This is a genomic window from Streptomyces sp. DSM 42067 (genome assembly GCF_055792885.1).
On record NZ_CM147706.1, the window covers coordinates 7,261,055 to 7,284,425 of the forward strand.

Consider the following 23,371-nt stretch of genomic DNA (forward strand, 5'->3'; position numbering starts at 1 on the left):
GGCGCATCCGGTGCGGAGGGAGGCAGCAGCCCATGACCGGCGCAGTCCCGCCGGACCCCGACATCTCGCCCGTCCCGCGGCCGGGCCCGCGCCCCGACGAGCCGGGGCCGAAGCCGGGTCCGGGCCCGCGGCCCGACCCGCGGCCCGATCCGGGCCCCGAGCCCCGGCCTCGTCCGGGACCACCGCGGCCACCGGACGCGTGAGGGCGCAGTAGGAACACGGACGAGGAACACGGACGGTCCGGTACCAACCCTCCGGATCAGGTTCAGGCCGCCTACTCCGGATACTCCTCGCGGACGTCACCGATTTCCTGCTCCGGTTCGTGGCGCAGGGCGGGCTCGCTCTGGTCCTGCAGCTTCTTCGCCTCGTGGCGCAGGCGCTCGGCCTCCGCGGGGTCGGTCGAGCGCTGCGCCCGCTGCATCAGCTGCTCGGCCTTGTCACGCAGGTGCTCTGCGCGGACGCGTGCGGACTCTGACTGGCCGTTCATGACGGGTCCTTCGACGTGGTGCGGTCAGTGGGCGGCTGCCCCCGCGCCCCTGGCACAAACGCCTGTGTGAAGCGCCTGTGTGAAGCGCCCGTGTGAAAGGCCTGCCCAGGGGAAATCGGTCCGGGTACACCCGGACGTATAGGCCCTGCACGTATGCAATAAGTGCAATAGGCCGCAATTGGGTAATAGGCCGGAATAGGTACGTAAAGGTGGGATGACCGTGAAGGTCGCATTTCTCATGGCCCCCGAAGGTGTCGAGCAGATCGAGCTGACCGAACCGTGGCAGGCCGTCATCGACGCCGGAGGCACGCCGAAGCTGATCTCGACCAGGTCCGGAAAGATCCAGGCCTTCCACCACCTCGACAAGGGCGACACGTTCCCGGTGGACCAGACGGTCGCCGACAGTGCTGTGGAGGACTTCGACGGACTCGTACTGCCGGGCGGCGTCGCCAACCCCGACTTCCTGCGGATGGACCCCAAGGCCGTGGCCTTCGTGAAGGGCTTCGTGGAGGCGGGCAAGCCCGTCGCGGCCATCTGTCACGCGCCCTGGACCCTGGTCGAGGCCGACGTCCTGCGCGGCAGGACGGTGACGTCCTGGCCCAGCCTGCGGACCGACATCCGCAACGCCGGTGCCACCTGGGTCGACGACGAGGTCAAGGTCTGCGACGCCGGGCCGGCCAAGCTGATCACCAGCCGTAAGCCGGACGATCTCAAGGCGTTCTGCACGACCTTCACCCAGGAGTTCGGCGGCGGCTGACCGCCGGCACCGGGCCCGTGTCAGGCCCAGTGCAGCGGTACGACACGGGGGCAGGAGTGACAGAAAGACAGGAGTGACAGGAAGGAGCAGCAGCCATGGCGAACCGCCGCCGCGAGGGTCCAGGCCCCGTCCCCACCCAGCCGGAACCGATCCCACACGACCCGGAGCCGCCCGGTCCGGAACTTCCCGACCGTGCGCCCCCGGACGAACACCCGCCGCCCGATCCGGGACCCGGTCCGCACACGGGACCGAACGAGGAACCGGTCCCCGAACCGCCCGACTGACCAGAGACCCGCGTGACCACACACCTGCGCCTCGGCGATCTGCAATCTGCATGTGTCTGCATGTGTAGCAGTCGCATCGCGTCGGGGGCCGCCCAGGCCTGCCCCGCCCCGGCCTGGGTACCCGGCGGCGATGCGCAAGACTCCGCAGCGCCCCGCGAGGCGCAAGAAGGCAGCGACCCGGACCGCCACGGAGGAGTTCCTCGAGGAGGTCGAGCAGACCGCTCACGAGGAGGACACCGACACGGCGCCCGCCGGCGGCGGGTCCGGCGACCCGATCACCCCGAGCCGGCAGGCCAACAAGAACACGGCCGAGGGGCACCCCTCGAACCCGGACGAGTCGTCGCGGCCGCAGTGACCGCGTGGCCGGACCGGCGTCCCGTACGGACCGCGCGGGCGCCGGAAAGGAGCCAGGCGTGGGCGCCGGAAAGGAGCCAGGCGTGGGCGACAACGACGCGCTGAAGACCTACCGCGCCAAGCGTCACTTCGGCCGGACCAAGGAGCCGCGCGGGGACGCCGCCCGGCAGCAGGGCGGCGAACGGGCCCGCTTCGTGGTCCAGATCCACGACGCGAGACGGATGCACTTCGACTTCCGGCTCGAGGCGGACGGTGTGCTCAAGTCGTGGTCGGTGCCGAAAGGGCCCTCCAGCGACCCGGAGGACAAGCGGCTCGCGGTGCCCACCGAGGACCATCCGTTGGAGTATCTCGATTTCGAGGGCGTGATCCCGAAGGGCGAGTACGGGGGCGGCACCGTCATCGTGTGGGACCGGGGCACGTACCGGCCGCTCAGCCATGACCGCCGCGGCCGGCCCGTGCCGTTCGACGAGGCTCTGCGGCGCGGCCATGTCACCTTCTGGCTGGACGGCGAGAAACTGCACGGCGGATACGCGCTCACCCGCTTCCGCGGCGGCGACGGGGACCCGGACGACGAGGCATGGCTGCTGGTGAAGACCGACGACGAGCGGGCCCACCACGGCGAACACGGCACATCGGCGCCGCGCCGTGCCCGCTCGGCCCTGACCGGCCGTACGCTGCGCCAGGTCGCCGAGTCCGACGAGCCGGATGAGTTCCCGGTGGGCCACGCGCCGAAGGAGGCTGATCAGCCCGGCACGGTACGCACCCGGGGCGTGGCCAACCCCCGCCGAAGCCGCCGCACATGAGCGACCGTGGGCGACCAATGAGTGATCAGAGCGACCAGAGCGACCAGGGCAACCAGAACGACCTCCTGGACACCGTGCCCGCCGACCAGCGCCGACTCCTGGCGGAGGCGCGCCCCGGTGCGGAACTCGCCGCCCGCCCCATGCTGGCCACGCTCAGCGACCGCCGGGACTTCCCGGGAGGCCGCTGGGTCTTCGAGCGGAAGCTGGACGGCGTGCGCCTCCTCGCCGTACGAGAGGAGGGCCGCATCACCCTGCTCTCCCGGACCGGCAGGCGCCTCAACGCCACCTACCCCGAGGTCGCCGAGGCGCTCGCCGCGCAGGAGCGCACGGACTTCACCGTCGACGGCGAGATCGTGGCGTTCGACCACGGCCGCACGGACTTCGCGCGCCTCCAGAAACGGATGCAGCTCACCAACCGGCGCCAGATCGAGGCCACCGGCGTCGCGGTGACCTACTTCGTCTTCGACCTGCTGCGGCTCGACGGAACCGACACCCGGCGCCTGCCCCTGCGCACCCGCAAGTCCTTGCTGCGGCGGGCGCTCACCTTCCAGCCCCCACTGCGGTTCACCCCCCATCGCAACCAGAACGGCGTGGACGGCGCGGACCTGCTGGCCGACGCCTGCGGCCGCGGCTGGGAGGGCCTGATCGCCAAGCGTGCGGACGGCCCGTATGTGCCCAGCCGGTCCACGGACTGGCTCAAGCTCAAGTGCGCCCAGGGCCAGGAGTTCGTGATCGGCGGGTTCACCGACCCGGCAGGCACGCGCGTAGGGTTCGGGGCCCTGCTGATCGGTTACTACGACGCGCAGCGGCGCCTGCGCCATGCAGGCAAGGTCGGCACCGGTTACGACCGCAGAACCCTCCTCGACGTACGCGCGCGTCTCGACGAACTGGCCACCTCACGTTCGCCGTTCAGTGATCCGGTGCGCGAGCGCGCCGTGCACTGGGTCGAGCCGAGGCTGGTCGCGCAGATCGCGTTCACGGAGTGGACCCGCGACGGCATGCTGCGGCACCCGCGCTTCCTCGGCCTGCGCACCGACAAGTCGCCGGCCGAGGTGGTTCGGGAACGGCCCGCCGCGTAAGGACGGGCTCGCACCGGCCGCCGGCCCGGCTGGGGAGGCCTTGGCGGCCGACCGCCGGCGGCACCCTGCGTCGTGGTTGTGCCCGCCCTCCCCAGCTACCTCCCCCAGACTCCGTCCGGGAGGTGCCCCCAGGAGGTGCCCCCGGCCCTGCTGAACGTCTGTCCACAACGTGCGACCCGACGGTGCGAGATTGCGCTTCGACCGCCGTGGGCACTTGTTTCCAGTACGAGGCCGGGACCCGCCGGTACCCCCGGGGGGCGTGCCGCCCAGGGCGGCACGGCGTCCCGCGGGATAGTAAAAGCCCAGGTCAAAAGCCCAGGTCAAACACGCCTCGGAGCGCCAGCCGGGAGTCGGCTGGCGCACTTCAGTGACAGGCTGCACCATCTTGGGAGCGGGTGCCGACCCCAACCGGCACCGGCGAGAAAGGGGCGTCTCATGCCTCTCATCGACTTCCACGTTCTGCGTGAACTCGTCGCCGAACACGACAGGCTCACCGCCGGGCTGTTGCTGGCCTCCGGGACACCGGAGGGGCGCCGTCGGCTGGAGGACCTGCAGTACACGGTCTGCGTGTACACCGGCGTCCGCGACCCCCATCAGGCCTTGAGCCACGCACGCAGACTCCTGGCCGACCGGGCGCGGCGCGCGGAGGCATAGGGCATAGGGCATAGGGCCTGTGTCGGGCGGGCGGGGCCGTCCCGTTTCCAGGGGCCCCGTCCGGGAACTCGCCCAGCATGGTGCATTTCGGATACACGATGTGACCGAGCAGGCAGGCCCCCGAGAGCTCGTCGAGCACGTGGTGAGGGCCGAGGAGGCGGGTTTCGAGTTCTCCGTCACCTCGGATCACTACTTTCCGTGGCTCGAGACGCAGGGGCACTCCCCGTACGCCTGGAGCTGCGAAGGCGCACGCACGGTGTGAAAGGAGCACCGGAGATGACGACGTCCAACCAGGATCCGCGGCTCACGCCCGGACAGAAGGGCGGCGGAGGCCCGCCGCCCGAGGAGACCCCGCCGGCCGAGGAGAGTATCCACGGCATCGCCTACCCGGAACCGGTCGAGGTCCGCAAGGCATGGGGTTTCGTTCCCCTCGTACTGATCTTCGCCGTCGCCGTGCTGATCGCCGTCGGTCTGATCGCCATGGTGGTGTCGCTGTCGCTGTAGCGCCCCGTTGAGCCTCGGCGGCGGTGGCCGCCACACAGCTGCCGGAAGGGTCGCCGAACGCGGCCCTTCCGGCAGCTACCGCCGCATGGGCCCCCACTGGCCGTCGTGCCCGGCCGCCTCCCCCACCTCGTCCTTCGCCTCGTCGATCACCTGCAGGCCGATCCAGGCCACCGGTCGGACGTTGCATACGAGCGGCTCGTTGTCGGGGCCGCGGGCCACCTGGTCGCCGGTCAGCACCCAGGGCCGGACCTCGCCCTCCTTGTCCCAGCGCAGATGGGAGTAGTCGTACAGGCGTCGGGCCACCCACAGGCGCAGTGAGCGGCTGCCCCACCAGTCCTCAGCGACCAGGCAGTTCACGGACAGGCCCGGCATGGGCACCCCGGTCAGTTCGTCGACGCTGTTCTCGCGCTGGAGGTCGTGGTCCGGACCGGTGGACCAGCGCACGTACAGATGCCGGGCGGCCACCAGATCGCACAGTTCGTCGAGGGACTGCACCGTCGGCAGGTTGTCGCCCGTGCTGTTGCCGGTCATGTGGCGCGCCTCCTCCGTTCAGTCCTCCGTCGGCCGTCTCTCAGTCCTCTCTCCAGCCCATCACCAGTCCCATCAGGCCGCATGCCGTACGCGCCGTTCACCCGCGGCGGCCAGCCGTCGGCCACGACCGTGCGGTCAGACCTGGGGCGCGCGGTGGGATCCCATTGATCGATATGGCGAGTCCAGTAATCGAGACGCCATTGACCGTGCCCAGACGAGCTGGCTACTTTCGACCGCATGTCGCGTTCAGTCATGCTCACCACGCGCGGTCACATCGACCTGCTGCGGGTGGCCTCCGCCGCCTGTCGTCTCGGCTGCTGACGCCTTTTCACTCTCCGGCTGTTCGCCCTCCGGGCTGCTGTCCGCTCACGCCTCTGGCCCCCGGGCGGTCGCCATTCCTCTCACCTGCGCCCCGTTGCCGTAACGCGCCCTCGGCGCCCCCTCACCTCACGCGTATCCGAGACCGGTCATCGGATGACGCTTTGACGACGCGTCGACGACGCGTCAAGGGGCCTGGAGGGTTCGTGCGAGCGGCCTCTGACGCGTAGCCCCCCTGCGCCTCCTGCCTGTCCCTGGAGCACTCATGAGTGTCAGTCATGCTCCGCCGAGGAAAGAATCGGCGGATATTTCCCCCGTATCAGGGTTCGAGCCACCCGAGCTGGAGCCCATCGTCCCCTCCTCCGCCCGCCGCGTCCGAGTTCCCCGCTGGCTGCGCCGCCCTACCGGCCCGCTCCTCCTCCTCGTCCTGTGGCAAGTCCTCAGCAGTGCAGGCGTGTTGACGTCCGACATCCTCGCTTCGCCGGGGACCATCGCAGGCGTCGGGTGGGATCTGATCACCGACGGCTCGCTGCCGTCCGCGATGGGCGTCTCGCTGCAGCGGGTCGCGATCGGTCTGCTGCTCGGCACCGTCGTCGGTACGACCCTGGCGCTGATCTCGGGGTTGTTCCGCATCGGCGAGGACCTGGTGGACGCGAGCGTCCAGATGCTCCGTACCGTGCCGTTCGTCGGCCTCATCCCGCTGTTCATCATCTGGTTCGGCATCGGTGAGGCGCCGAAGGTCGCCATCATCACGCTGGGCGTGTCCTTCCCGCTCTATCTGAACGTGTACGCGGGCATCCGCGGCGTCGACTCCCAGCTGATCGAGGCCGGGGAGTCGCTCGGGCTGTCCCGCTGGGGCCTCGTACGGCATGTCGTCCTGCCCGGTGCGCTCCCCGGAGCGATGACCGGACTGCGCTACTCGCTGGGCATCGCCTGGCTGGCCCTCGTCTTCGCCGAGCAGATCAACGCGGACGCCGGAATCGGCTTCCTCATGGTCCAGGCACGCGACTTCCTGCGGACCGACGTGATCGTGGTCTGCCTGATCGTCTACGCCTTCCTCGGCCTCTTCGCCGACTTCGTCGTCCGCACTCTCGAAAGGCTGCTGCTGCAATGGCGACCGACGTTCACGGGCCGGTGACCCCGGCCAAGGCGGCCTCCGCCGAGCCGCTCTCCGCCAAGCCCCTCTCCGCGAAGCCGCTCTCCGCGGCGAGCGCCGACGACGGCGCCCTTCGCGACCCGGCCAAGGACCCCGTACGCGACCCCTCCGGCGCCGTCGTACGGGTGGAGGAGCTGACCCGCTCCTTCGGCGGTCGCGCCGTGATCGACTTCCTCGACCTGGAGATACAGCCCGGCGAATTCGTGGCCCTGCTGGGGCGCAGCGGCTGCGGCAAGTCCACGCTCCTGAAGATTCTCGCCGGGCTCGACCGGGACATCGCCGGCACGGTTCTCGTCCCGCGGCGCAAGGCCGTCGCCTTCCAGGCACCGCGGCTGATGCCCTGGAAGAAGGTCTGGCGCAATGTGCTCCTCGGGCTGCCCGGCAAGCCCGAACGGGCCGTCGCCGAGAGGGCGTTGGAGGAGGTCGGCCTCTCGCACCGCGCCGACGCCTGGCCCAAGACGCTCTCCGGGGGCGAGGCTCAGCGCGCCTCGCTGGCCCGCGCTCTGGTGCGCGAGCCCGATCTGCTGCTGCTCGACGAGCCCTTCGGCGCGCTGGACGCCCTCACCCGCATCAAGGCCCAGCGGCTCGTCGACGAACTGTGGCAGCGCCGCGGCTGCGCCGTGCTGCTGGTCACCCACGACGTCGAAGAGGCGGTGCTGCTCGCCGACCGCGTCCTCGTGATGGACGAAGGCGCCATCGCCTACGAGACGCGCATCGATCTGCCACGCCCGCGCGACATCACCGATCCGCGCTTCGCCGAGATACGCGGACAGCTTCTCGAACGCCTGGGCGTCGAAGCGCCCGCCTCCGCCGCCTGACCCTTCCCGCACCGCTCACCGCCCACCGCTCACCGCTCAGCCCTCTCCTGCTCACCCACGTCCCCAGTACCGGCCTGCGTACTGACTCACGTACCAACCGAACGGAATCCCATGCGACGACGACTCGCCCCCGCCCTGCTGCTCCCACTCGCCCTGCTGCTCGCCGCCTGCTCCGGCTCGTCGTCCGCCGACACCTCCTCGGGCGGTACGGGTGACGGGACCGACGGCAAGGGGTCCCTCACGCTCAACGTCGGTGACCAGAAGGGCGGTTCCGAGGCCGTACTGCGTGCCGCCGGCGAACTCGACGACCTCGACTACAAGATCAAGTGGTCGACGTTCACCTCCGGTCCGCCGCTTCTCGAAGCCGTGAACGCCAAGGCCGTCGACATCGGCGGCGTGGGCAACACGCCGCCGGTCTTCGCAGCCGGAGCGGGCTCGAAGATCAAGGTGGTCGCGGCCACGCACGGCACGTCCCAGGGCGAGGTCATCCTCGTGGCGAACGACTCGCCGCTGAAGAAGACGGCGGACCTCAAGGGCAAGTCGGTCGCCGTGGCGCAGGGTTCTTCGGCGCACTTCCAGCTCGTCGCCTCGCTTGAGGAGGCCGGTCTGAGCCTGAACGACGTCAAGGTCAAGTATCTGCAGCCGGCCGACGCCCTCGCCGCGTTCACCGGCGGCAAGGTGGACGCCTGGGCGGTCTGGGACCCGTACACCTCGCAGGTGCTGCAGGCCAAGCAGGGCCGCGTCCTCACGGACGGCGAGGGCGTGGTGAACGGCCTCGGCTTCCAGGTGGCCTCGCCCACCGCACTCGCGGACAAGAAGAAGGCCGCTGCGATCGCCGACTACCTGGAGCGGCTGCGGCGCGCCCAGGACTGGGTCTACGAGCACCCCCAGGAGTGGGCGAAGGTCTGGGCGAAGGACACCGGGCTGGCGCCCGACGTGGCGCTCGCCTCGGTGAAGCGGACCAACGGCACCCGCGTCTACGTCGCCGTCGACAAGGCGGCCATCACCTCCGAGCAGGAGATCGCCGACACGTTCACCCAACTCAAGCTGATTCCTCGCAAGGTCAGCTTCGAGGACTTCGTCGACACCCGCTACAACGGCGACCTGCCGCCGTCCACCACCGCTCCCCGCCTCTACAAGGAGTCCTGACCGATGACCGTCCATCTCCACTGGTTCCTGCCGACGGGTGGCGACGGCCGCACCCTCGTGGACCGGCACGCCTACACCGACGGCGGCATCAAGCGCTCCCGCGTCACCCCGGTGACCGGGGTGCGCGCGCCCGACATCGACTATCTGACGCAGATCGCCAAGGCCGCCGAGCAGCTCGGGTTCGAGGCGGTGCTCACCCCGACCGGCACCTGGTGCGAGGACGCGTGGCTGACGACGGCGGCGCTGTCCCAGCACACGGAGCGGCTGAAGTTCCTGGTGGCGTTCCGGCCGGGCGTCATCTCGCCAGTGCTGGCCGCCCAGATGGCGGCCACCTACCAGCGCATCACCCGTGGACGGCTCCTGCTGAACGTCGTCACGGGCGGCGACTCGACCGAGCAGCGCCGCTTCGGCGACCGTCTCGACCACGACCGCCGTTATGCCCGCACCGACGAGTTCCTGTCGGTGGTACGCGGTGTGTGGAGTGGAAAGCCGTACGACTTCGACGGCGAGCACTACACGATCGAGGGCGGACTCACCGCTCTGCCCCCCGACCCGCTGCCGGAGATCTTCTTCGGCGGTTCGTCCGCGGCGGCCGGACCGGTCGCGGCCCGCCACAGCGACGTGTATCTGACGTGGGGCGAGCCGCCGGAGCAGGTGAAGCAGAAGATCGACTGGATCCGCGGGCTCGCCGAACAGGAGGGCCGCACGGTCCGGTTCGGTATCCGGCTGCATACGATCTCCCGCGATTCCTCCGCCGAGGCCTGGGCGACCGCGAACCGGCTGCTCGACGACCTCGACGCGGACACCGTCGCGGCAGCGCAACAGGCCCTCGGCCGCAGCGAGTCGGTGGGCCAGCAGCGCATGCTCGCGCTGCACGGAGGCTCCCGCGACAAGCTGGAGATCTCGCCGAACCTGTGGGCGGGCGTCGGTCTCGTACGAGGCGGCGCCGGTACCGCCCTCGTCGGCAGCCACGCCGAGGTCGCCGACCGGATCGAGGAGTACCACGCGCTCGGCATCGAGCACTTCGTCCTCTCCGGCTATCCGCACCTGGAGGAGGCGTACTGGTTCGGCGAGGGCGTGATCCCCGATCTGGCGACGCGCGGTCTGCTGCCGCGCATCCCGGCCACCCCGCTGTCCGCAGGCCCGGCGGCGAACGGCCGGCCGGGAACGGCCCCAGGCAGGGCGCCGCTGCTGGTCGCCGGGGGGCGCTGAACCGGAGGCCCGTGCGGCGCAGCCGAACCGAGGGCCGGTGCGGCTCGGCTGATCAGAGGGCCCGCGCGGCACAGGTGAACCGAGGGCTGGGCGGCTCGGCTGAGCCGAGGGCTTGGGCGGCTTGTCGGCAGGCTCACCAGTCGGATTAGCGATCCGTAGTGATCCTGTGGCAGGCATGTCACATGCACGCCCGGCGCCCAGGCGACGTTGGGCACCCTCCTCGGTCAGGTCATACGGCCTGACCGACCAGTGTCCGGAGGGACGTGCCACGAGGGCTGACGGCACCTGCCGCTCAGCACCAGGGCACGAAGGCGATTGGCTCACACCCTGCGCAACACTCAGGGTCACTAAGCCAATCAGAGACGCTGCGGACATGCGGCCGGGACGAGCCGCCCGGCCCCTCGCCTCGCAGGAATCACGGCCGCCGCCATCGTCGCGTGGTGACCGTATGGGGCGATGGGGCCGAGGGGCCCCTGCCGATGCCGCGGCCCTCAGAACTTGCCGGACTGCTCTTCCGTACGGTGTCCCAACTCCCTCCTGAACTCGGCGAGGAAACTGTCGCTGAGCGGTGGCCAGCCCCAGAAGTCGAACGCGAGGGCGCCGAGGGCGAAGCCCGAGCCGAACCGCCACTCGGTGACCGGGACGGAGGCTCCGCAGACGGGGCAGACCACGCTTCCCTCGCCCGTCTCCTTCCAGGCCGCTATGCCCTCCCTGAAGGGCCGCCAGGCCTCCGCGTCCGCCTCGAACTTCTCCGGGTAGTCGATGATCACGGTCTTGGCGTCGCACAGCGGGCACGTCGCGGAGGCAGCCTCGTCCTGCCCCTGACCACCGACGTGGTACTCGCGCCCGACAAGCACCGCCACCGGCCCAGGCTGCCACCACGTCTCGGCGGAACCCTGCACCGCCCGGGCCCAGTCGTGACCCGGCTCGTACCCCTCGTCCACCGTCGTGCTGTACACCCCTTCGCCGGACATCTCCCGTGTGATCAGTCCCTCGGAGACCAACCAGTCGACCATCCGCTCCGCGAGCGGCCCGGCTTCCTCGCCGGTCGCCTCGACGTCGACGATGCGCTCGAAGTAGTCACCCATTGCCCTTCAACTCCCCGCCTTGTCCCGGTCGTCGGAGTCAAATGTGCCAGCCCCCTCTGACAACGGGCCGGACAGTCGCCGCGCCCACAGCACCGGCTCGTGCACCAGGCGGTGCACGAGCCCATCCCTTGCGGGGCTTCTGGGCGTGGCTGAGGCATTGTCAGAAATATGTACGAAACAAGGCCTTGTCGCCGACTTAAAACGAGGGTTAGTTTAACCGCCACTCGAAGCCGGGCCCGGTAGTCGGGTGACCTCCAGAGCGTTTGCACACTTCAAGGAAAGGCAGTGCCGTGACGCTTGACAGAGCTGCGGTTTCGCGTCGGAGTTTTCTTGGTCTGGGAGTCGCGGCGGGCGTCATCACGCTCACGGCGTGCGGCTCCAGCAGCGGTTCGAGCGACGAGCCCCTCGTGATGACGGTGTGGGGCGGCGAGACCGACCGGAGCACGTACCAGAAGCGCATCGACCTGCTGGTGAAGAAGTACCCCGACCTGAAGGTGAAGCTCCAGCTGATCCCGTCGGACTCGTACCCGCAGAAGGTGCAGACGATGATCGCGGGCGGCAAGGGCCCGGACATCATGCAGGTCGCGGAGAACGTCAACGTCTATTCGAGCAAGAACCAGCTCCAGCCCCTGGACGACCTCGCCAAGGGCGCGGGGCTGGACCTGGAGAAGCGGTTCGGGGCGATCGGGTCGCTCTACTCGTACCAGGACAAGGTGTACGCGATACCGGACCGTTCCGGCGCGATGATCGTCTACTACAACAAGACCCTGTTCGAGTCGAAGGGCATCGAGGCGCCGACGGCCGACTGGACGTGGGACGACACCCTCGACGCGTTCAAGGAGCTGACGAGCTCCGGCAAGACGTGGGGCTACGGGGGCGCGGGCTGGTGGCCCCAGTGGTGGAGCTTCGCGTACCAGAACGGCGGCGCCATCATCGACGCGAACGGCAAGCCGGCGGTGGACAGCGACGAGGTCGTCGAGGCGTTGCAGTGGGCGGGCGACCTGCTCTTCAAGCACGGCGTGGTGCCGACGAAGGCGCAGTACGCCGACATGGGCGCGGACGTGGGCGGCGACCAGGCCTTCGCGGCCGGCAAGGTCGCGGTCAACACCACCGGGTTCTGGGCCATCAGCGGCCTTGCGAAGACCAAGTTCGAGTGGGACATCGCGCCGATGTGGCGCGGCAAGGAGCAGGCCGTGTCCTCCTTCGGCAGCGGCCTCGCCATCTCCCGTACCGCGAAGAACCCCAAGAACGCGTTCAAGGCGATCGACTTCCTCACCTCGCCGACGGCCCAGCAGCAGATCATCGCCACCGGTCAGGACGTGCCGGCCAACATCGAGGTGCAGCAGAGCGACGCGTTCCTCAAGCCGGCGTGGATGAAGACGCCGGTGAACATGAGCGTGTTCGCCGAGTCGGGCACCTTCCTCTTCAAGGCACCGTTCATTCCCCAGTGGAACGAGATGCAGGCGGCGTTCGACACGGGACTGGCCGACTTCTGGCTCGGCAAGGAGAAGAACGCCAAGACCGCGCTCACCGCGGTCCAGAAGAACCTCGAGTCCATCATCAAGTCCGCGGGATAACCGGCGATGGCGATGTCGAAGCTGCGGCGCCGTGAGGCGCTCTGGTTCTATCTGTTCGTCTCGCCGTGGGTGATCGGGTTCCTGGTGTTCCTGCTCGGGCCGATGATCTCGTCGATCTACCTCTCGCTGACGGACTGGGACTCCTTCACCCCGCCCAAGTGGGTCGGTCTGCAGAACTACGTCAAGCTGCTGACCGATGACCCCGTGTTCTGGAAGGCGCTGGGGAACACCTTCCACTATGCGGCGATCTCCGTCCCGCTCGGACTGCTGGTCGGGCTGTGGCTGGCGAACCTGCTCAACAAGCAGGTCCGTGCCCGCAAGGTGTTCCGCACCCTGATCTACCTGCCGACGCTGGTACCCCTGGTCGCCGCGGCGCTGGTCTTCCGGGTGGTGCTCGCCCCGTCGGGTCCGTTCAACGACGTGCTCGGGTTGGTCGGTATCTCCGGGCCGCAGTGGTTGCTGGACCCGACCTGGGTGAAGTACGCGCTGATCCTGCTGTCGGTGTGGGGCGCCGGCAGCGCGACCGTCCTGCTGCTCGCGGCCATGAAGGGCATTCCGCAGGAGCTGTACGAGGCGGCCGAGGTCGACGGCGCAGGCCCGGTGCGGCAGTTCTGGAGCATCACGGTGCCGCATCTGACCCCGGTCATCTTCTTCAACCTGGTGATGGGGCTGATCGCGGCGTTCCAGGTCTTCTCGCAGGTGTACATCCTCACCCCCAAGGCGTCCCAGCCCGGAACGTACAACGCGAGCCAGACGATGGTGCCGTTCCTGTTCGACCAGGCCTTCTCCTACTACCACATGGGTTACGCGTCGGCGATCTCGTGGCTGCTGTTCGCCGTGATCCTGGTGTTCACCCTGCTGGCCTTCCGCACCACCCGCCGCTGGGTGTTCTACGAGACCGAGGTGAAGTGATGGCGACCGTGGTATCCGCCGCCGCGCCGCAGCAGGAAGGTGAAAAGCGCCAGGACGGCGAAGAGCGCACGAGCGATGCGCCCCGCACCCTGCGGGCCTTCCGGGCGACGCCGTTCACCTACGCGACCCTGATCGTCGTGTCGGCGATTCTCTCGATGCCGTTGGTGTTCGTCGTGTCGATCGCGCTGTCGAGCGACCAGACGGTGAACACCAACACGTTCACGATCTTCCCGACCGAGTTCCACTGGGAGAACTTCAGCCGGGTGTTCGGAACGGATCTGCCGATGGGCCGGTTCCTGGTGAACTCGCTGATCATCTCGGTCGGTTCGGTCATCGGCCAGATGGTGTCGAGCGGACTGGTCGGCTACGCGTTCGCGCGCCTGCGGGCCCCTGGGAAGAACGCGCTGTTCCTCGTCGTCATCGCGACGATGATGATTCCGACGCAGATCACGATGATTCCGCAGTTCATCCTGTTCAAGGACCTGGGCTGGGTGAACACCTACCTGCCGCTGATCGTGCCCAACTTCTTCTCGAACGCGTTCAACGTCTTCCTTGTACGCCAGTTCGTCTCCCGCCTGCCGAATCAGCTCGACGAGGCGGCCATGGTGGACGGGCTCGGATTCTTCGGCATCTACCGGCGCATCATGCTCCCGATGCTGTGGCCCGTACTGATCGCGATCGGCATCTTCACCCTGACGTACAACTGGGGTGACTTCATGGGGCCGTTGATCTACCTCAACGACGAGTCGAAGATGCCGCTGGCGCTGGGCGTTCAGTACATCACCACCACGGGGGTGCCAGGCCAGCCGCCGCCGTGGAACCTGGTGATGGTCGGGTCGATCCTGCTCACGCTGCCGATGATCGCCGTCTACTACCTCGGCCAGCGGTACCTGTACGAAATGGACATCAGCGGCGGAAGCGCGGGGGTCAAGTGAGCCATTCGGCCATCGTCAACAGTGGCATCGAGCTCGACGCCCGGGGTATCTCGATCGACGGCAGTCCACGCGTCGTGCTGTGCGCGTCGCTGTTCTACTTCCGCCTTCCACGGGAGCAGTGGCGTGCGCGGCTCGAACAGGTACGGGCGTCGGGATACACCTGCGTGGACGTCTATCTGCCGTGGAACTTCCACGAGACGGCGCCCGGCCGCTGGTCCTTCGAGGGTAGACGTGACGTCGCCGCCTTCCTGGATCTCGCGCAGGAGATCGGGCTGTACGTCATCGCGCGGCCGGGCCCGTACATCTGCTCAGAGTGGGACGGCGGCGCGCTGCCGGCCTGGTTGGGCCTCGATCCCGACCTGAGGGTTCGTCAGCATGAGCCGCGCTTTCTCGCCCAGGTCACCGCGTGGTTCGACCAGGTGCTGCCCATACTGGCCGACCGGCAGTACCCGGCCGGCGGCCCGGTCATCATGGTGCAGTTGGAGAACGAGCTGGATTTCTTCGACTGCGAGGATCGCACGGGATATCTGACCGCCCTGCGCGACCAGGCGATCCACCACGGCATCACCGTGCCGCTGATCGCCTGTGCCGGACAGGGCGATCTCGCGGGCGCCACCGGAAACGTCCCCGGCGTCGTACCGGCCTGCAACTTCTACCCGGACGACGACTCCCCGCACATCGAGGCCGAGGTACGGCGCTATGCCGAGCTGTTGGCGGACCGCGGTCTGCCGCTGATGATCACCGAGACGAACCGGCGCCATCGGACGCTGCGGCGGCTGCTGGCGAGCGGCGCCTCGTTGATCGCGCCCTACCTGCAGTCGTCCGGGTGGAACTTCGGGTACACGCCGTCCAGCGGGAACTGGGGTAACCCCGGCAACTTCATGAGCCATGGCTACGATTTCGGCGGATACGTCTCGTCGACCGGTGCCGAACGGCCGGAGTACACCCAGGCGCAGGTGTTCGCGCGCGTGATCGACGCGTTGGGGTCGCGGCTGGCGCTCGCGACGTCGACCGTGCCTCGCGTGGAGGTGACCGCCGACTTCCCGACCAGCTCGTCACCGTCGGCTCTGGACCTCTCTGAAGGCGGACAGCTGATTGCCGTACCGAATCTCGGCACGGCACCTGGTCGGGCGGTCGTGAACGGCGTATCGGTTGCCGTCGCACCGGACTCATGTCCGCTGATGCTGGTGGACGTACCGCTGCGGTCCTGGGGCTTTGACGCTTCCGACGCCTCGCTGACCCTGGCGTCGGCGGATCTGGTGGCGGCTACGGACGGCGCGCTGGCGTTCTCCTCCGACGTGCCGGTCACCGTTGTCCTGGGTGAGACCCAGGTCGAGATCCCGGCACCGGCGGCCGGCGCACCCGAGCGCACGGTCGTCGAGGGACTGACGCTTGTCGTGCTGGCGCCGTCGGACGCCGGGCGCCTTCAAGCGATGGACCGCGACGGAACGGTGCGTCTGACCGACGCGCCCCACCGACAGGGCACGACGCCGCCGACCGCAGTACGGGCGGTTCGGCGGCGGTCGGTCGCCGCTCCCGAGAAGCCGTCCGGCATCCACGAGCTGCCGCCGACGCTGGAGTCGCTCGGCGCCTACCGGGGCCGCGGAACCTACCGGACCACGGCGGATCTGACGGGCGTCGACGAACTGCTTCTCGTCGGCGCGGCGGACATCGTCGACCTGTCGATCGCGGGTCGGGTGTGTCCGACGATCGCCGGATTCGGTGCGGCACAACGGATCGACGTCCATGAGGTGACGGGCAGCGTCGCAATCGAGGCCCTCGTGGAGATCTGGGGGCACGCGAACTTCGACGACGCGCGCCTGCCCGCGCTCCGCCTCGGCGCGCTTCGCGGACTCGGCACGCTGTGGACGGTCCGGGACGTGAGGGACCTGTCGGCCCTGTGGACGGTGCACGGCCAGTGGGCGGGCGTACCGGCGCCCACACGGGAACTCGGCGGCTGGAGCAGCACCCGCGTCGGCATACCCCTCACATATACGCGCGACGTCCAGTTGAAATCCGTGTCGGCGCTGCACCTTCGGGGTGTGGTCGAGCCGGTGCGCGTGACCGTGGACGGCGGTGAGCCGAGCACCGTCCACGCCGAGGATCCCTGGGTCCTGCTGCCTGCCGGCACCCATCAGGTCTCGATCACGATGCCGCACCATCCGAGTGGCGGGGGCCTTCGCGCCGAGCTGCTCGGCCTCGAGCCGGTGACGGACTGGTCGTGCGGCGCCCAAGACGACGACCTGCTGACCGGGTTCGCCGCCGGGGCCGGCCCTTCGGAGGGCGTCCGGCTACCGCTGGCTCTGAAACCCGGTGAGGAGGCGTGGCTCGACGTCGACCTGCCGCCATCGGACGACGGCTTCCTGGTACGGCTGGACGGATCGGGAATCCGCGCGACCGGATGGGCCGCCGGAGAGTGCCTGGGCCGTATCTGGGTCGGCGACCGACCGGCCTTCTCGGGCGGAGACCCGGACGTGCTCTGGGTCCCGGCGGGATGGACCGGGTTGACCCTGCTGATCAGGGGAATCGAGGGGCAGGGCGCGCCGGAGCTCCGTACGCTACGGGTGGAGTCGCCGAACGGTTGAGGGAGGAATGGTGTCGCGGCGCACGGCCCGTGATCTTCGGAACGAGAACCGTTTCGAGGTCCTGCACGCGCTGTTCGAACTCGGGCCGTCCACCCGCCAGGAACTCGCCCGGCACACCGGGCTGAGCTCGGCGACCGTGGCGACACTGGTCACCGAGTTCCTGTCCGAGGGCGTGCTGCACATCGCCACCGTGGAGCGCAACACCGGGGGACGGCCGCAGGAGCGGCTCACCATCGACCCCGGCCGCGGACGCATCGTCGGCGTCGACGTCGCCGAGACCTACGTCGACGCCACGGTGTACGACCTCGCGCTCGGCGTGCTCGGCCACGGCGAGGTCGCGCTCGACGAGCACGAGAACGGCCAGGCCTACGTGGTCGACGGGATCGTCCGCGCGATCGAGTCGGCCGTCGAGGCCAGCGGAACCGAGCACGAGCGCATCATCGGCGTCGGTGTCAGCATGCCGGGCCACGTCCATCCCGACGCGGGCGTCTCGGTCTTCGCGCCGAACTGGGACTGGCACGACGTCCACATCGAGGAAATGCTGGAGAAGAGCCTCCAGATATCCGTGTACGTCGACAATCCGCTCAAAGCGGTCATCCTGTCGGAGATGTGGTTCGGTGTCGGGCGCGTCGTCGACAGCATGGCCGTCGTCAACCTCGGCACCGGCGTCGGCGCCGGCATCGCCATCGACGGTTCGCTGATCCGCGGCGCCACCAACAACGCCGGCGAATGGGGCCACACACTCCTCCAGTTGGACGGCCGACAGTGCCGCTGCGGTCGCCGCGGTTGCGTCGAGGCGTATCTCGGTGTTCACGGCCTGGAGATGACGCTCGCCGAGATCGACCCGGAACACCCGGCGCTCCGGCAGCCACGGCAACGCGACTTCGTCGAGGCGATCGCCGACGGCCTCACCGCGGGCGATCCGGCACTGACGGACCTCGCCCGCCGTACCTCGCACTACCTCGCCGCGGCCCTCGGCGACCTTGTCAATCTGCTCAACGTCCCCACCGTCACCCTCACCGGCTGGACCTCCGACGCACTGGCCGAATGGCTCGTACCCGCCGTGCGTGACGAACTCCCCGATCACGTGATGCCCGGTTCACTGCCCGACCTCGCAGTCGAGGCGTCCCAGGTCCCCGGCAACGCCGTGGCCCTCGGAATGGCGGCCTTCACGCTGGAGCAGTTCCTCATTCGACTCGGCCTGGCCAGCCCTGCCAGAACCCGGCCCCAGGCGGACCCGGATCGGGGCCTCGATCAATCAAGGCACGGGCACGTCTAGCTGACGCGGCACTTGGTCTGCGTGCAGGGGACTCCCCAACGCAGGAAACGCAGGACCCCTCCGCGGGAGATCGCTATCGCGCCGGGGCGGTCTCCAGTAGTTCGCGGGCCATTCGCCGCGCGGGTGCCGCGGTCTGTTCGGCGACGCGCCGGAAGGTCTCCTGAGCGGGGCGTGCCGGCCAGGCGGGGGGAAGGTGCCGGGCGGGAAGCCTGGGGTCGGTACGGATGGTCCAGAGCCATTCGCTGACCAGCCGCAGCCGGGTCCCGATCGGGTCGTCTCCGGACCCCGCGCCGAGGTGGGCGGTCCAGCGCTTGTCGAAGGTGACGTAACGCGCGGCGATGCTTTCCAGGTCCCAGGTGTCGCGGATCATCAGCTCGATGTCGGTGGCCTGGTCGGCCTGGGCGTGGAAGATCTTGACGTGGTCGGCCAGACCGAGTTCCGAGACGACGGCGGAGACGTCGACGTTTCCGGGGGCGATCCACAGCCCGCTGTACAGCGCGCCGAATCCGGACCAGGTCAGCCGTGAGCGCAGGTCGTGGCGCTGGCGCTTCCAGGAGTCGGGGAGGGAGAAGCCCAGCAGCGTCCAGGAGCCGTCCCAGTCGTCGTTGACGGCACCCTGCTTCCAGATGCGGATGCGGCCGTCCTCCAGGACGCGCATCGCCTGCGGGGTCAGGCCGAAGTACATCCTGCGGCCCTCTCGTTGGCGCCGCAGCAGGCCCCGGTTGACCATGCGGGTCAGCGTGGACCGCACGGCCTGTTCACCGACCCCGACCCGGCCGAGAACGTCGATGATGCTGCCCGAGTAGACGCACAGGTCTCCTTCGTCCAGGACGTGGTTGCCGAAGAAGGCGAGCATGAGCGACTGCGGGCGCAGCTGCGGGCCCTCAGAGGTATCCAGGATGTCGTCGTCCTCCACGGTGGCAAGCGTACGTGTCTTTCATGCTCCGCCTCCGGGGCGCCTCAGCCGGTGCCGAGGGGACGACCGTGCTCAGCCCTTCGGGCCTCCGCGCTCCCCCACTCTCGGCTTCTCCCCCAGTGCCTTAAGGGCCTGGGAGGTACCCCCACAGAGCGGGGGGACCCTCATGTCCCCTCGACCGTCGCGCCAATCCGGCTCCGCGGGCCGCCCACCGACAGCGCGGCGGGCGGTCGTACGGCGTCACTGGCCGTCGGCGGGGTGGGCAAGGTCGTACGGTTGCAGGTACGGGGTGGGGCGGTAGGGGACGTAGCGGGCCGGGCCCGAGGGATCGGCCGCCGCGGCACGGGAGTTGAGGGTCCCCGGGTCGGCGCTGATACGCGGGGTGCCGGTTGTCATGCGGGGATCTCTTCCGTGTGAGGGGCGGTGGCACCTTCGGCATTGTCGGCGAGGGACGTCCGGTTGGTCTCGCGCACGAACCAGACGGTCAGCGCGGTGACGAGGGAGCCCCCGCACACCAGCAGGGCGACGGGGGTGCCGTTCCCGCTCCCGGCCACCAGACTTCCGGCGATCATCGGGGAGAAGCCGGCGCCGATGAGGGTGGCTCCCTGGTAGCCGAGGGAGGCGCCGGTGTAGCGGACCCGGGTGCCGAACATCTCGGTGAGCAGGGCGCCCAGCGGTCCGTACATCGTGGACTGGGCGATGCCGTGGCCGAGGACGACGGCGAGGATCAGCAGGCCGGGGGACTTCGTGTCGACCAGCGCGAGTACGGGGAAGGCGAGCGCGGCCGAGATGAGGGCTCCGGCGAGGACGACCGGGCGGCGGCCGATCCGGTCGGAGAGCGCGGAGGCGCAGGGCAGCACGACGAGGGCGACGGAGGCGGAGACCGTGAGGGCGGTGAGCACCTGCGGGCGGGCGTAACCGATGCCGGTGGCGTACGCGATCATGTAGCTGGTCAGCAGTGACTGGGCGGTGAAGGCGCCGATGCCGACGCAGCAGGCCAGCAGCAGAGGACGCGGGCGCCGCAGTACGTCGAGGATCGGCAGCCGCGACTCGGCGCGGTCCTTCTTCACCTCTGCGAAGAGCGGGCTCTCCACCACCTTGAGTCGTACGAAGAGTCCGACACCCAGCAGCACCACGCTCATCAGGAACGGTACGCGCCAGCCCCAGGCCGCGAACTCGTCCCGGGGCAGGGTGACCACGAGGGTGACGACGGCGGTGGAGAGCAGGGAGCCGAGCGGGGCTCCCATCTGCGTGAAGCTGGACCACAGGCCGCGGCGCCGGTCGCCGGCGTGCTCGACCACCATAAGCGTGGCACCACCCCATTCACCGCCGATGGCGATGCCCTGGAGGACGCGCAGGGTGATCAGCAGGACCGGCGCCCAGACACCGATCGTGTCGTATGTGGGCAGCAGGCCGATGAGGAAACTGGCGCCGCCCATCAGGCCCATGGTGAGCAGCAGCATGGACTTGCGGCCGAGCCGGTCGCCGAAGTGTCCGAAGAGGATGCCGCCGACCGGGCGGGCGACGTAGCCGGCGGCGAAGGTACCGAACGCGGCGATGGTGCCGACGGCGGGGTCGGCACCGGGGAAGAACAGTTCGCCGAAGACGAGGGCGGCGACGGTTCCGTAGACGAGGAAGTCGTAGAACTCCACGGCGGTGCCGAGCAGTCCGGAGAGGGCGACCCGGCGCAGTTGCCGGGTTCGTTCGGGCGTCGTGGACGGTGATGCGACGGGGGACGTGGGCATCGCGGTCTCCCTTGACCGGGGGGAAGGACACCGCGAACTTAGGCTCACTGCTGACCGCCGTCAATAAACTGCACAACATTGCCGAGGGTGGGTGGGTTGTCCGCCGCGGTCGTCGCAGTCGATGGCGGCCCCTCGCCCGCAGGACCGGCCATGCCCTGCGCCCTCGCCGACGGGCGCGGAGCCGCCCTGGAGTACGCCTCCGACGACCTCGACGAGTGGCGCTACCAGGGGGTCTTCCTGGCGCGCCCACCCCACCTCCTGCCCGGTGGCCGCAACACCGAGGAAGGCTGGGAGTGCGCCCAGTACGCCGCCTTCTTCGACGGCACCGGGGCCGTCCTCGCCAGCGCCTGGGACCCGCAGGACGGCGCAAGCTGCGCCGTCTACTGGCCGGGCCGCGAACAGGACGGTGAGTTCCGCGCCACGGCGCCGGGGCTCCTCGACCACGGCCCCGACTTCTACGCTCCCGCCCTGCTCCGGGCGCCCGACGGGCGCTGGCTGATGTGGGCCTGGATCTGGGAAGCCCGGGACGAGGAACGCGTCGGCGCCCCCAGCGCCTGGACCGACGATGCCGGCTGGGCGGGGATGCTCTCGCTGCCCCGTGAACTGGCACCGGGCACGGGCGGCGAGCTGATCCAGCGGCCGGCCCGCGAACTGCTCGCCCTGCGCGGAGAGCGCAGGATCGCCGCCGCCGGTGAGGCGCCCGCGGAGGAGCCGGTGGACCTCGGCGAGGTGGCCCGGGCGACCGACCTGACGGTGACCCTGGAACGCGGCGGACGCTTCCGGCTGCTGACCTCACCGGAGGGCACCGAGTACCTCGATGTCCTCCACGACCCGGTCAGCGGTGAGCTGGTCGTCGACCGCGACCGCGCCTCCCTCGACCCCCGTGCGAAGGGCGGCCGTTGGCGCCTGCCTCCGGAAGGTCGCACGGCGACCCTGCGGATCCTGCTGGACCACTCGGTCGCCGAACTCTTCAGCGCCTTTGGCCGCACCCTCACCGTGCGCTTCTACCCTGTAGGCGAGGGCCCTTGGCGCGTGCAGATGGGCGCCATGGGCGTGGCGTCCGCCGCGTACGCGGTCCAGGCGTGGGATCTGACCGCACCGGTGTGACCCGGACTGCTCTCGCCAACCGAGAGGATCAAGCCCCCTGCAGCACCGGAGCAGGGCGCTCGCCCGAGCCCCTGACGATCAGTCGGGTGGGGACGGTGATGGTGCGGGCGCGGGAGCGGTCGCCGTCCAGGCGGGCCAGGGCGGTGGTCGCTGCCGCCCTGCCGATTTCTTCGGCGTCCTGGGCGACCACGGTCAGGGCCGGTTCGAGTGCCTCGGCGAGCTCCACGTCGTCGAAGGCGACGACAGCGACGTCCTTCCGCTTGCTGCGGGCGAGTTCGGCGACGATTCCCAGCGCGACGATGTTGTTGCCGGCGAACAGGGCGGTGGGGGGATCCGCCAGGCCCAGTAGCTGTGACGTGGCGGTGGCGGCCCCGTGCTGGTCGTGGGCGTTGGCGACCAGCGAGCGGTCGTGGGGGAGGCCGGCTTCCTGCAGGGCCGCGCGGTATCCGGCCAGGCGCTCGCGGCGTGTGTAGAGCTTGGTGGGAAGGTCGCCGATGAACCCGATGCGCCGGTGTCCGTGGAAGATCAGGTGGGCGACGCCTTCGTGGGCGCCGTCACGGTTGGAGCTGACGACGCTGTCCGTTGACAGGCCCGCTCCCGGACGGTCGAGGAAGACGACGGGCAGGCCCGCGGCGCGGTGGGTCTTGAGGTGGGAGTGGTCGGCGCCGACGGACGGCACGACCATCAGGATGCTGATGCGACGGGCGAGGAACTTGTCCGTCAGCGCGCGTTCGCGGTCGGGATCGTCCGCGGAGGAGCCCATGAGCAGAGTCAGGCCGCGGTCGCGGACAGTGTCCTCGATGCTCCTCGCCACGGCTCCGAAGAAGGGGTTGCCGAGGTCGGGGATGACCAGTCCGATGGTCGTGTCGGGTCCCCCGACGCGGATGTTGCGGGCCATGAGGTTCGGCTGGAAGCCGAGCTTGGCCACGGCGGCGAGCACCTGTTCCCTGGTCCGGGCCGAGGCGGGCCCGTCCTCGTTGAGGACGCGGGAGACGGTTTTGGCGCTGACGCCCACTTCTCGGGCGACGTCGGCCAGGGTGGGGCGGCGGTTCGCTGCCATGGAGGGAACAGTCTCCTGTGCTCGTCGGTTCCGGCCGCGGCCTCGGCCGGAACCTGTGAGT

General features: G+C 69.6%; 24 protein-coding genes and 1 pseudogene. 18 read left to right on the plus strand and 7 right to left on the minus strand.

The window, feature by feature from the left end; genetic code table 11:
• Positions 1-274 precede the first annotated feature (274 nt).
• Positions 275-487, minus strand: a complete 213-nt coding sequence (locus ACSMXV_RS32690) for a DUF6381 family protein (RefSeq protein ID WP_181662640.1) — start codon at positions 485-487, stop codon at positions 275-277.
• A gap of 220 nt (positions 488-707) precedes the next feature.
• Between ACSMXV_RS32690 and ACSMXV_RS32695 the strand changes: the two genes are divergently transcribed.
• The 7 genes and pseudogenes from ACSMXV_RS32695 to ACSMXV_RS32725 all read left to right on the plus strand — a co-directional run bounded on the left by ACSMXV_RS32695 (position 708) and on the right by ACSMXV_RS32725 (position 4,922).
• Positions 708-1,244: a type 1 glutamine amidotransferase domain-containing protein gene (locus ACSMXV_RS32695; protein WP_473174738.1), complete on the plus strand. Its 537-nt coding sequence runs from the start codon at positions 708-710 to the stop codon at positions 1,242-1,244.
• Between the two features lie 414 nt (positions 1,245-1,658).
• Complete coding sequence (locus ACSMXV_RS32700) at positions 1,659-1,883, plus strand: hypothetical protein (protein WP_473174739.1); 225 nt, start codon at positions 1,659-1,661, stop codon at positions 1,881-1,883.
• 82 nt (positions 1,884-1,965) lie between these two features.
• Positions 1,966-2,685: a DNA polymerase ligase N-terminal domain-containing protein gene (locus ACSMXV_RS32705; RefSeq protein WP_473174740.1), complete on the plus strand. Its 720-nt coding sequence runs from the start codon at positions 1,966-1,968 to the stop codon at positions 2,683-2,685.
• Positions 2,686-2,702: 17 nt separating this feature from the next.
• Positions 2,703-3,764 (plus strand): non-homologous end-joining DNA ligase, encoded by a 1,062-nt coding sequence (ligD, locus tag ACSMXV_RS32710; protein ID WP_473174741.1) that lies wholly within the window; start codon positions 2,703-2,705, stop codon positions 3,762-3,764.
• A 435-nt stretch (positions 3,765-4,199) separates the two neighbouring features.
• Positions 4,200-4,418 (plus strand): DUF5133 domain-containing protein, encoded by a 219-nt coding sequence (locus ACSMXV_RS32715; protein ID WP_473174742.1) that lies wholly within the window; start codon positions 4,200-4,202, stop codon positions 4,416-4,418.
• 77 nt (positions 4,419-4,495) lie between these two features.
• Positions 4,496-4,668: pseudogene (locus ACSMXV_RS32720) on the plus strand (LLM class F420-dependent oxidoreductase); the annotation flags it as partial.
• A gap of 26 nt (positions 4,669-4,694) precedes the next feature.
• Positions 4,695-4,922, plus strand: coding sequence for a DUF6480 family protein (locus ACSMXV_RS32725; protein ID WP_473174743.1), 228 nt, complete (start codon positions 4,695-4,697; stop codon positions 4,920-4,922).
• A 75-nt stretch (positions 4,923-4,997) separates the two neighbouring features.
• Here the strand turns inward: ACSMXV_RS32725 and ACSMXV_RS32730 are convergent, their stop codons facing one another.
• Positions 4,998-5,453, minus strand: a complete 456-nt coding sequence (locus ACSMXV_RS32730; RefSeq protein ID WP_473174744.1) for a DUF6098 family protein — start codon at positions 5,451-5,453, stop codon at positions 4,998-5,000.
• 237 nt (positions 5,454-5,690) lie between these two features.
• On the opposite strand from ACSMXV_RS32730, the gene ACSMXV_RS32735 reads away from it, so the two are divergent.
• From ACSMXV_RS32735 to ACSMXV_RS32755, 5 genes are all read left to right on the plus strand, one after another.
• Positions 5,691-5,774: a putative leader peptide gene (locus ACSMXV_RS32735; protein WP_473179129.1), complete on the plus strand. Its 84-nt coding sequence runs from the start codon at positions 5,691-5,693 to the stop codon at positions 5,772-5,774.
• A gap of 262 nt (positions 5,775-6,036) precedes the next feature.
• Complete coding sequence (locus ACSMXV_RS32740) at positions 6,037-6,909, plus strand: ABC transporter permease (RefSeq protein WP_473174745.1); 873 nt, start codon at positions 6,037-6,039, stop codon at positions 6,907-6,909.
• A complete protein-coding gene (locus tag ACSMXV_RS32745; protein WP_473174746.1) occupies positions 6,882-7,745 on the plus strand; it encodes an ABC transporter ATP-binding protein in 864 nt (287 codons plus the stop codon). The genes ACSMXV_RS32740 and ACSMXV_RS32745 overlap by 28 nt, the downstream gene beginning before the upstream one ends.
• A 111-nt stretch (positions 7,746-7,856) precedes the next feature.
• Positions 7,857-8,894 (plus strand): ABC transporter substrate-binding protein, encoded by a 1,038-nt coding sequence (locus ACSMXV_RS32750; protein ID WP_473174747.1) that lies wholly within the window; start codon positions 7,857-7,859, stop codon positions 8,892-8,894.
• A 3-nt stretch (positions 8,895-8,897) separates the two neighbouring features.
• On the plus strand, positions 8,898-10,106 hold the full coding sequence (locus ACSMXV_RS32755; RefSeq protein ID WP_473174748.1) for an LLM class flavin-dependent oxidoreductase: 1,209 nt from the start codon (positions 8,898-8,900) through the stop codon (positions 10,104-10,106).
• Between the two features lie 491 nt (positions 10,107-10,597).
• On the opposite strand, the gene ACSMXV_RS32760 is transcribed toward ACSMXV_RS32755, so the two are convergent.
• A complete protein-coding gene (locus ACSMXV_RS32760; protein ID WP_473174749.1) occupies positions 10,598-11,194 on the minus strand; it encodes a hypothetical protein in 597 nt (198 codons plus the stop codon).
• Positions 11,195-11,484: 290 nt separating this feature from the next.
• On the opposite strand from ACSMXV_RS32760, the gene ACSMXV_RS32765 reads away from it, so the two are divergent.
• The 5 genes from ACSMXV_RS32765 to ACSMXV_RS32785 are packed head-to-tail and all read left to right on the plus strand — an operon-like array spanning position 11,485 to position 18,482.
• Complete coding sequence (locus ACSMXV_RS32765; protein WP_473174750.1) at positions 11,485-12,771, plus strand: ABC transporter substrate-binding protein; 1,287 nt, start codon at positions 11,485-11,487, stop codon at positions 12,769-12,771.
• A 6-nt stretch (positions 12,772-12,777) separates the two neighbouring features.
• The gene (locus ACSMXV_RS32770; protein ID WP_473174751.1) at positions 12,778-13,683 is read left to right on the plus strand and encodes a carbohydrate ABC transporter permease; all 906 of its coding nucleotides are present in this window, start codon (positions 12,778-12,780) and stop codon (positions 13,681-13,683) included.
• Positions 13,683-14,618: a carbohydrate ABC transporter permease gene (locus ACSMXV_RS32775; protein ID WP_473174752.1), complete on the plus strand. Its 936-nt coding sequence runs from the start codon at positions 13,683-13,685 to the stop codon at positions 14,616-14,618. The genes ACSMXV_RS32770 and ACSMXV_RS32775 overlap by 1 nt, the downstream gene beginning before the upstream one ends.
• Positions 14,615-17,203, plus strand: a complete 2,589-nt coding sequence (locus ACSMXV_RS32780; RefSeq protein ID WP_473174753.1) for a beta-galactosidase — start codon at positions 14,615-14,617, stop codon at positions 17,201-17,203. Before ACSMXV_RS32775 ends, ACSMXV_RS32780 begins: the two co-directional genes overlap by 4 nt.
• Before the next feature lie 7 nt (positions 17,204-17,210).
• Positions 17,211-18,482 carry an ROK family protein gene (locus ACSMXV_RS32785; protein WP_473174754.1) on the plus strand — a complete coding sequence of 424 codons (1,272 nt, stop codon included), beginning with the start codon at positions 17,211-17,213 and terminating at the stop codon, positions 18,480-18,482.
• A gap of 73 nt (positions 18,483-18,555) precedes the next feature.
• On the opposite strand, the gene ACSMXV_RS32790 is transcribed toward ACSMXV_RS32785, so the two are convergent.
• The 3 genes from ACSMXV_RS32790 to ACSMXV_RS32800 form a co-directional block, all read right to left on the minus strand.
• Positions 18,556-19,398, minus strand: a complete 843-nt coding sequence (locus ACSMXV_RS32790; protein WP_473174755.1) for a PaaX family transcriptional regulator — start codon at positions 19,396-19,398, stop codon at positions 18,556-18,558.
• A gap of 240 nt (positions 19,399-19,638) precedes the next feature.
• Positions 19,639-19,794, minus strand: a complete 156-nt coding sequence (locus tag ACSMXV_RS32795) for a hypothetical protein (protein WP_473174756.1) — start codon at positions 19,792-19,794, stop codon at positions 19,639-19,641.
• Entirely contained in the window at positions 19,791-21,143 is a 1,353-nt protein-coding gene (locus ACSMXV_RS32800; protein ID WP_473174757.1) for an MFS transporter, read from the minus strand. Before ACSMXV_RS32800 ends, ACSMXV_RS32795 begins: the two co-directional genes overlap by 4 nt.
• An 87-nt stretch (positions 21,144-21,230) precedes the next feature.
• Between ACSMXV_RS32800 and ACSMXV_RS32805 the strand changes: the two genes are divergently transcribed.
• Positions 21,231-22,250, plus strand: a complete 1,020-nt coding sequence (locus ACSMXV_RS32805; protein WP_473174758.1) for a GH32 C-terminal domain-containing protein — start codon at positions 21,231-21,233, stop codon at positions 22,248-22,250.
• A gap of 28 nt (positions 22,251-22,278) precedes the next feature.
• Here ACSMXV_RS32805 and ACSMXV_RS32810 read toward each other — a convergent pair whose 3' ends face one another.
• On the minus strand, positions 22,279-23,310 hold the full coding sequence (locus tag ACSMXV_RS32810) for a LacI family DNA-binding transcriptional regulator (RefSeq protein ID WP_473174759.1): 1,032 nt from the start codon (positions 23,308-23,310) through the stop codon (positions 22,279-22,281).
• Between the last annotated feature and the right edge of the window lie 61 nt (positions 23,311-23,371).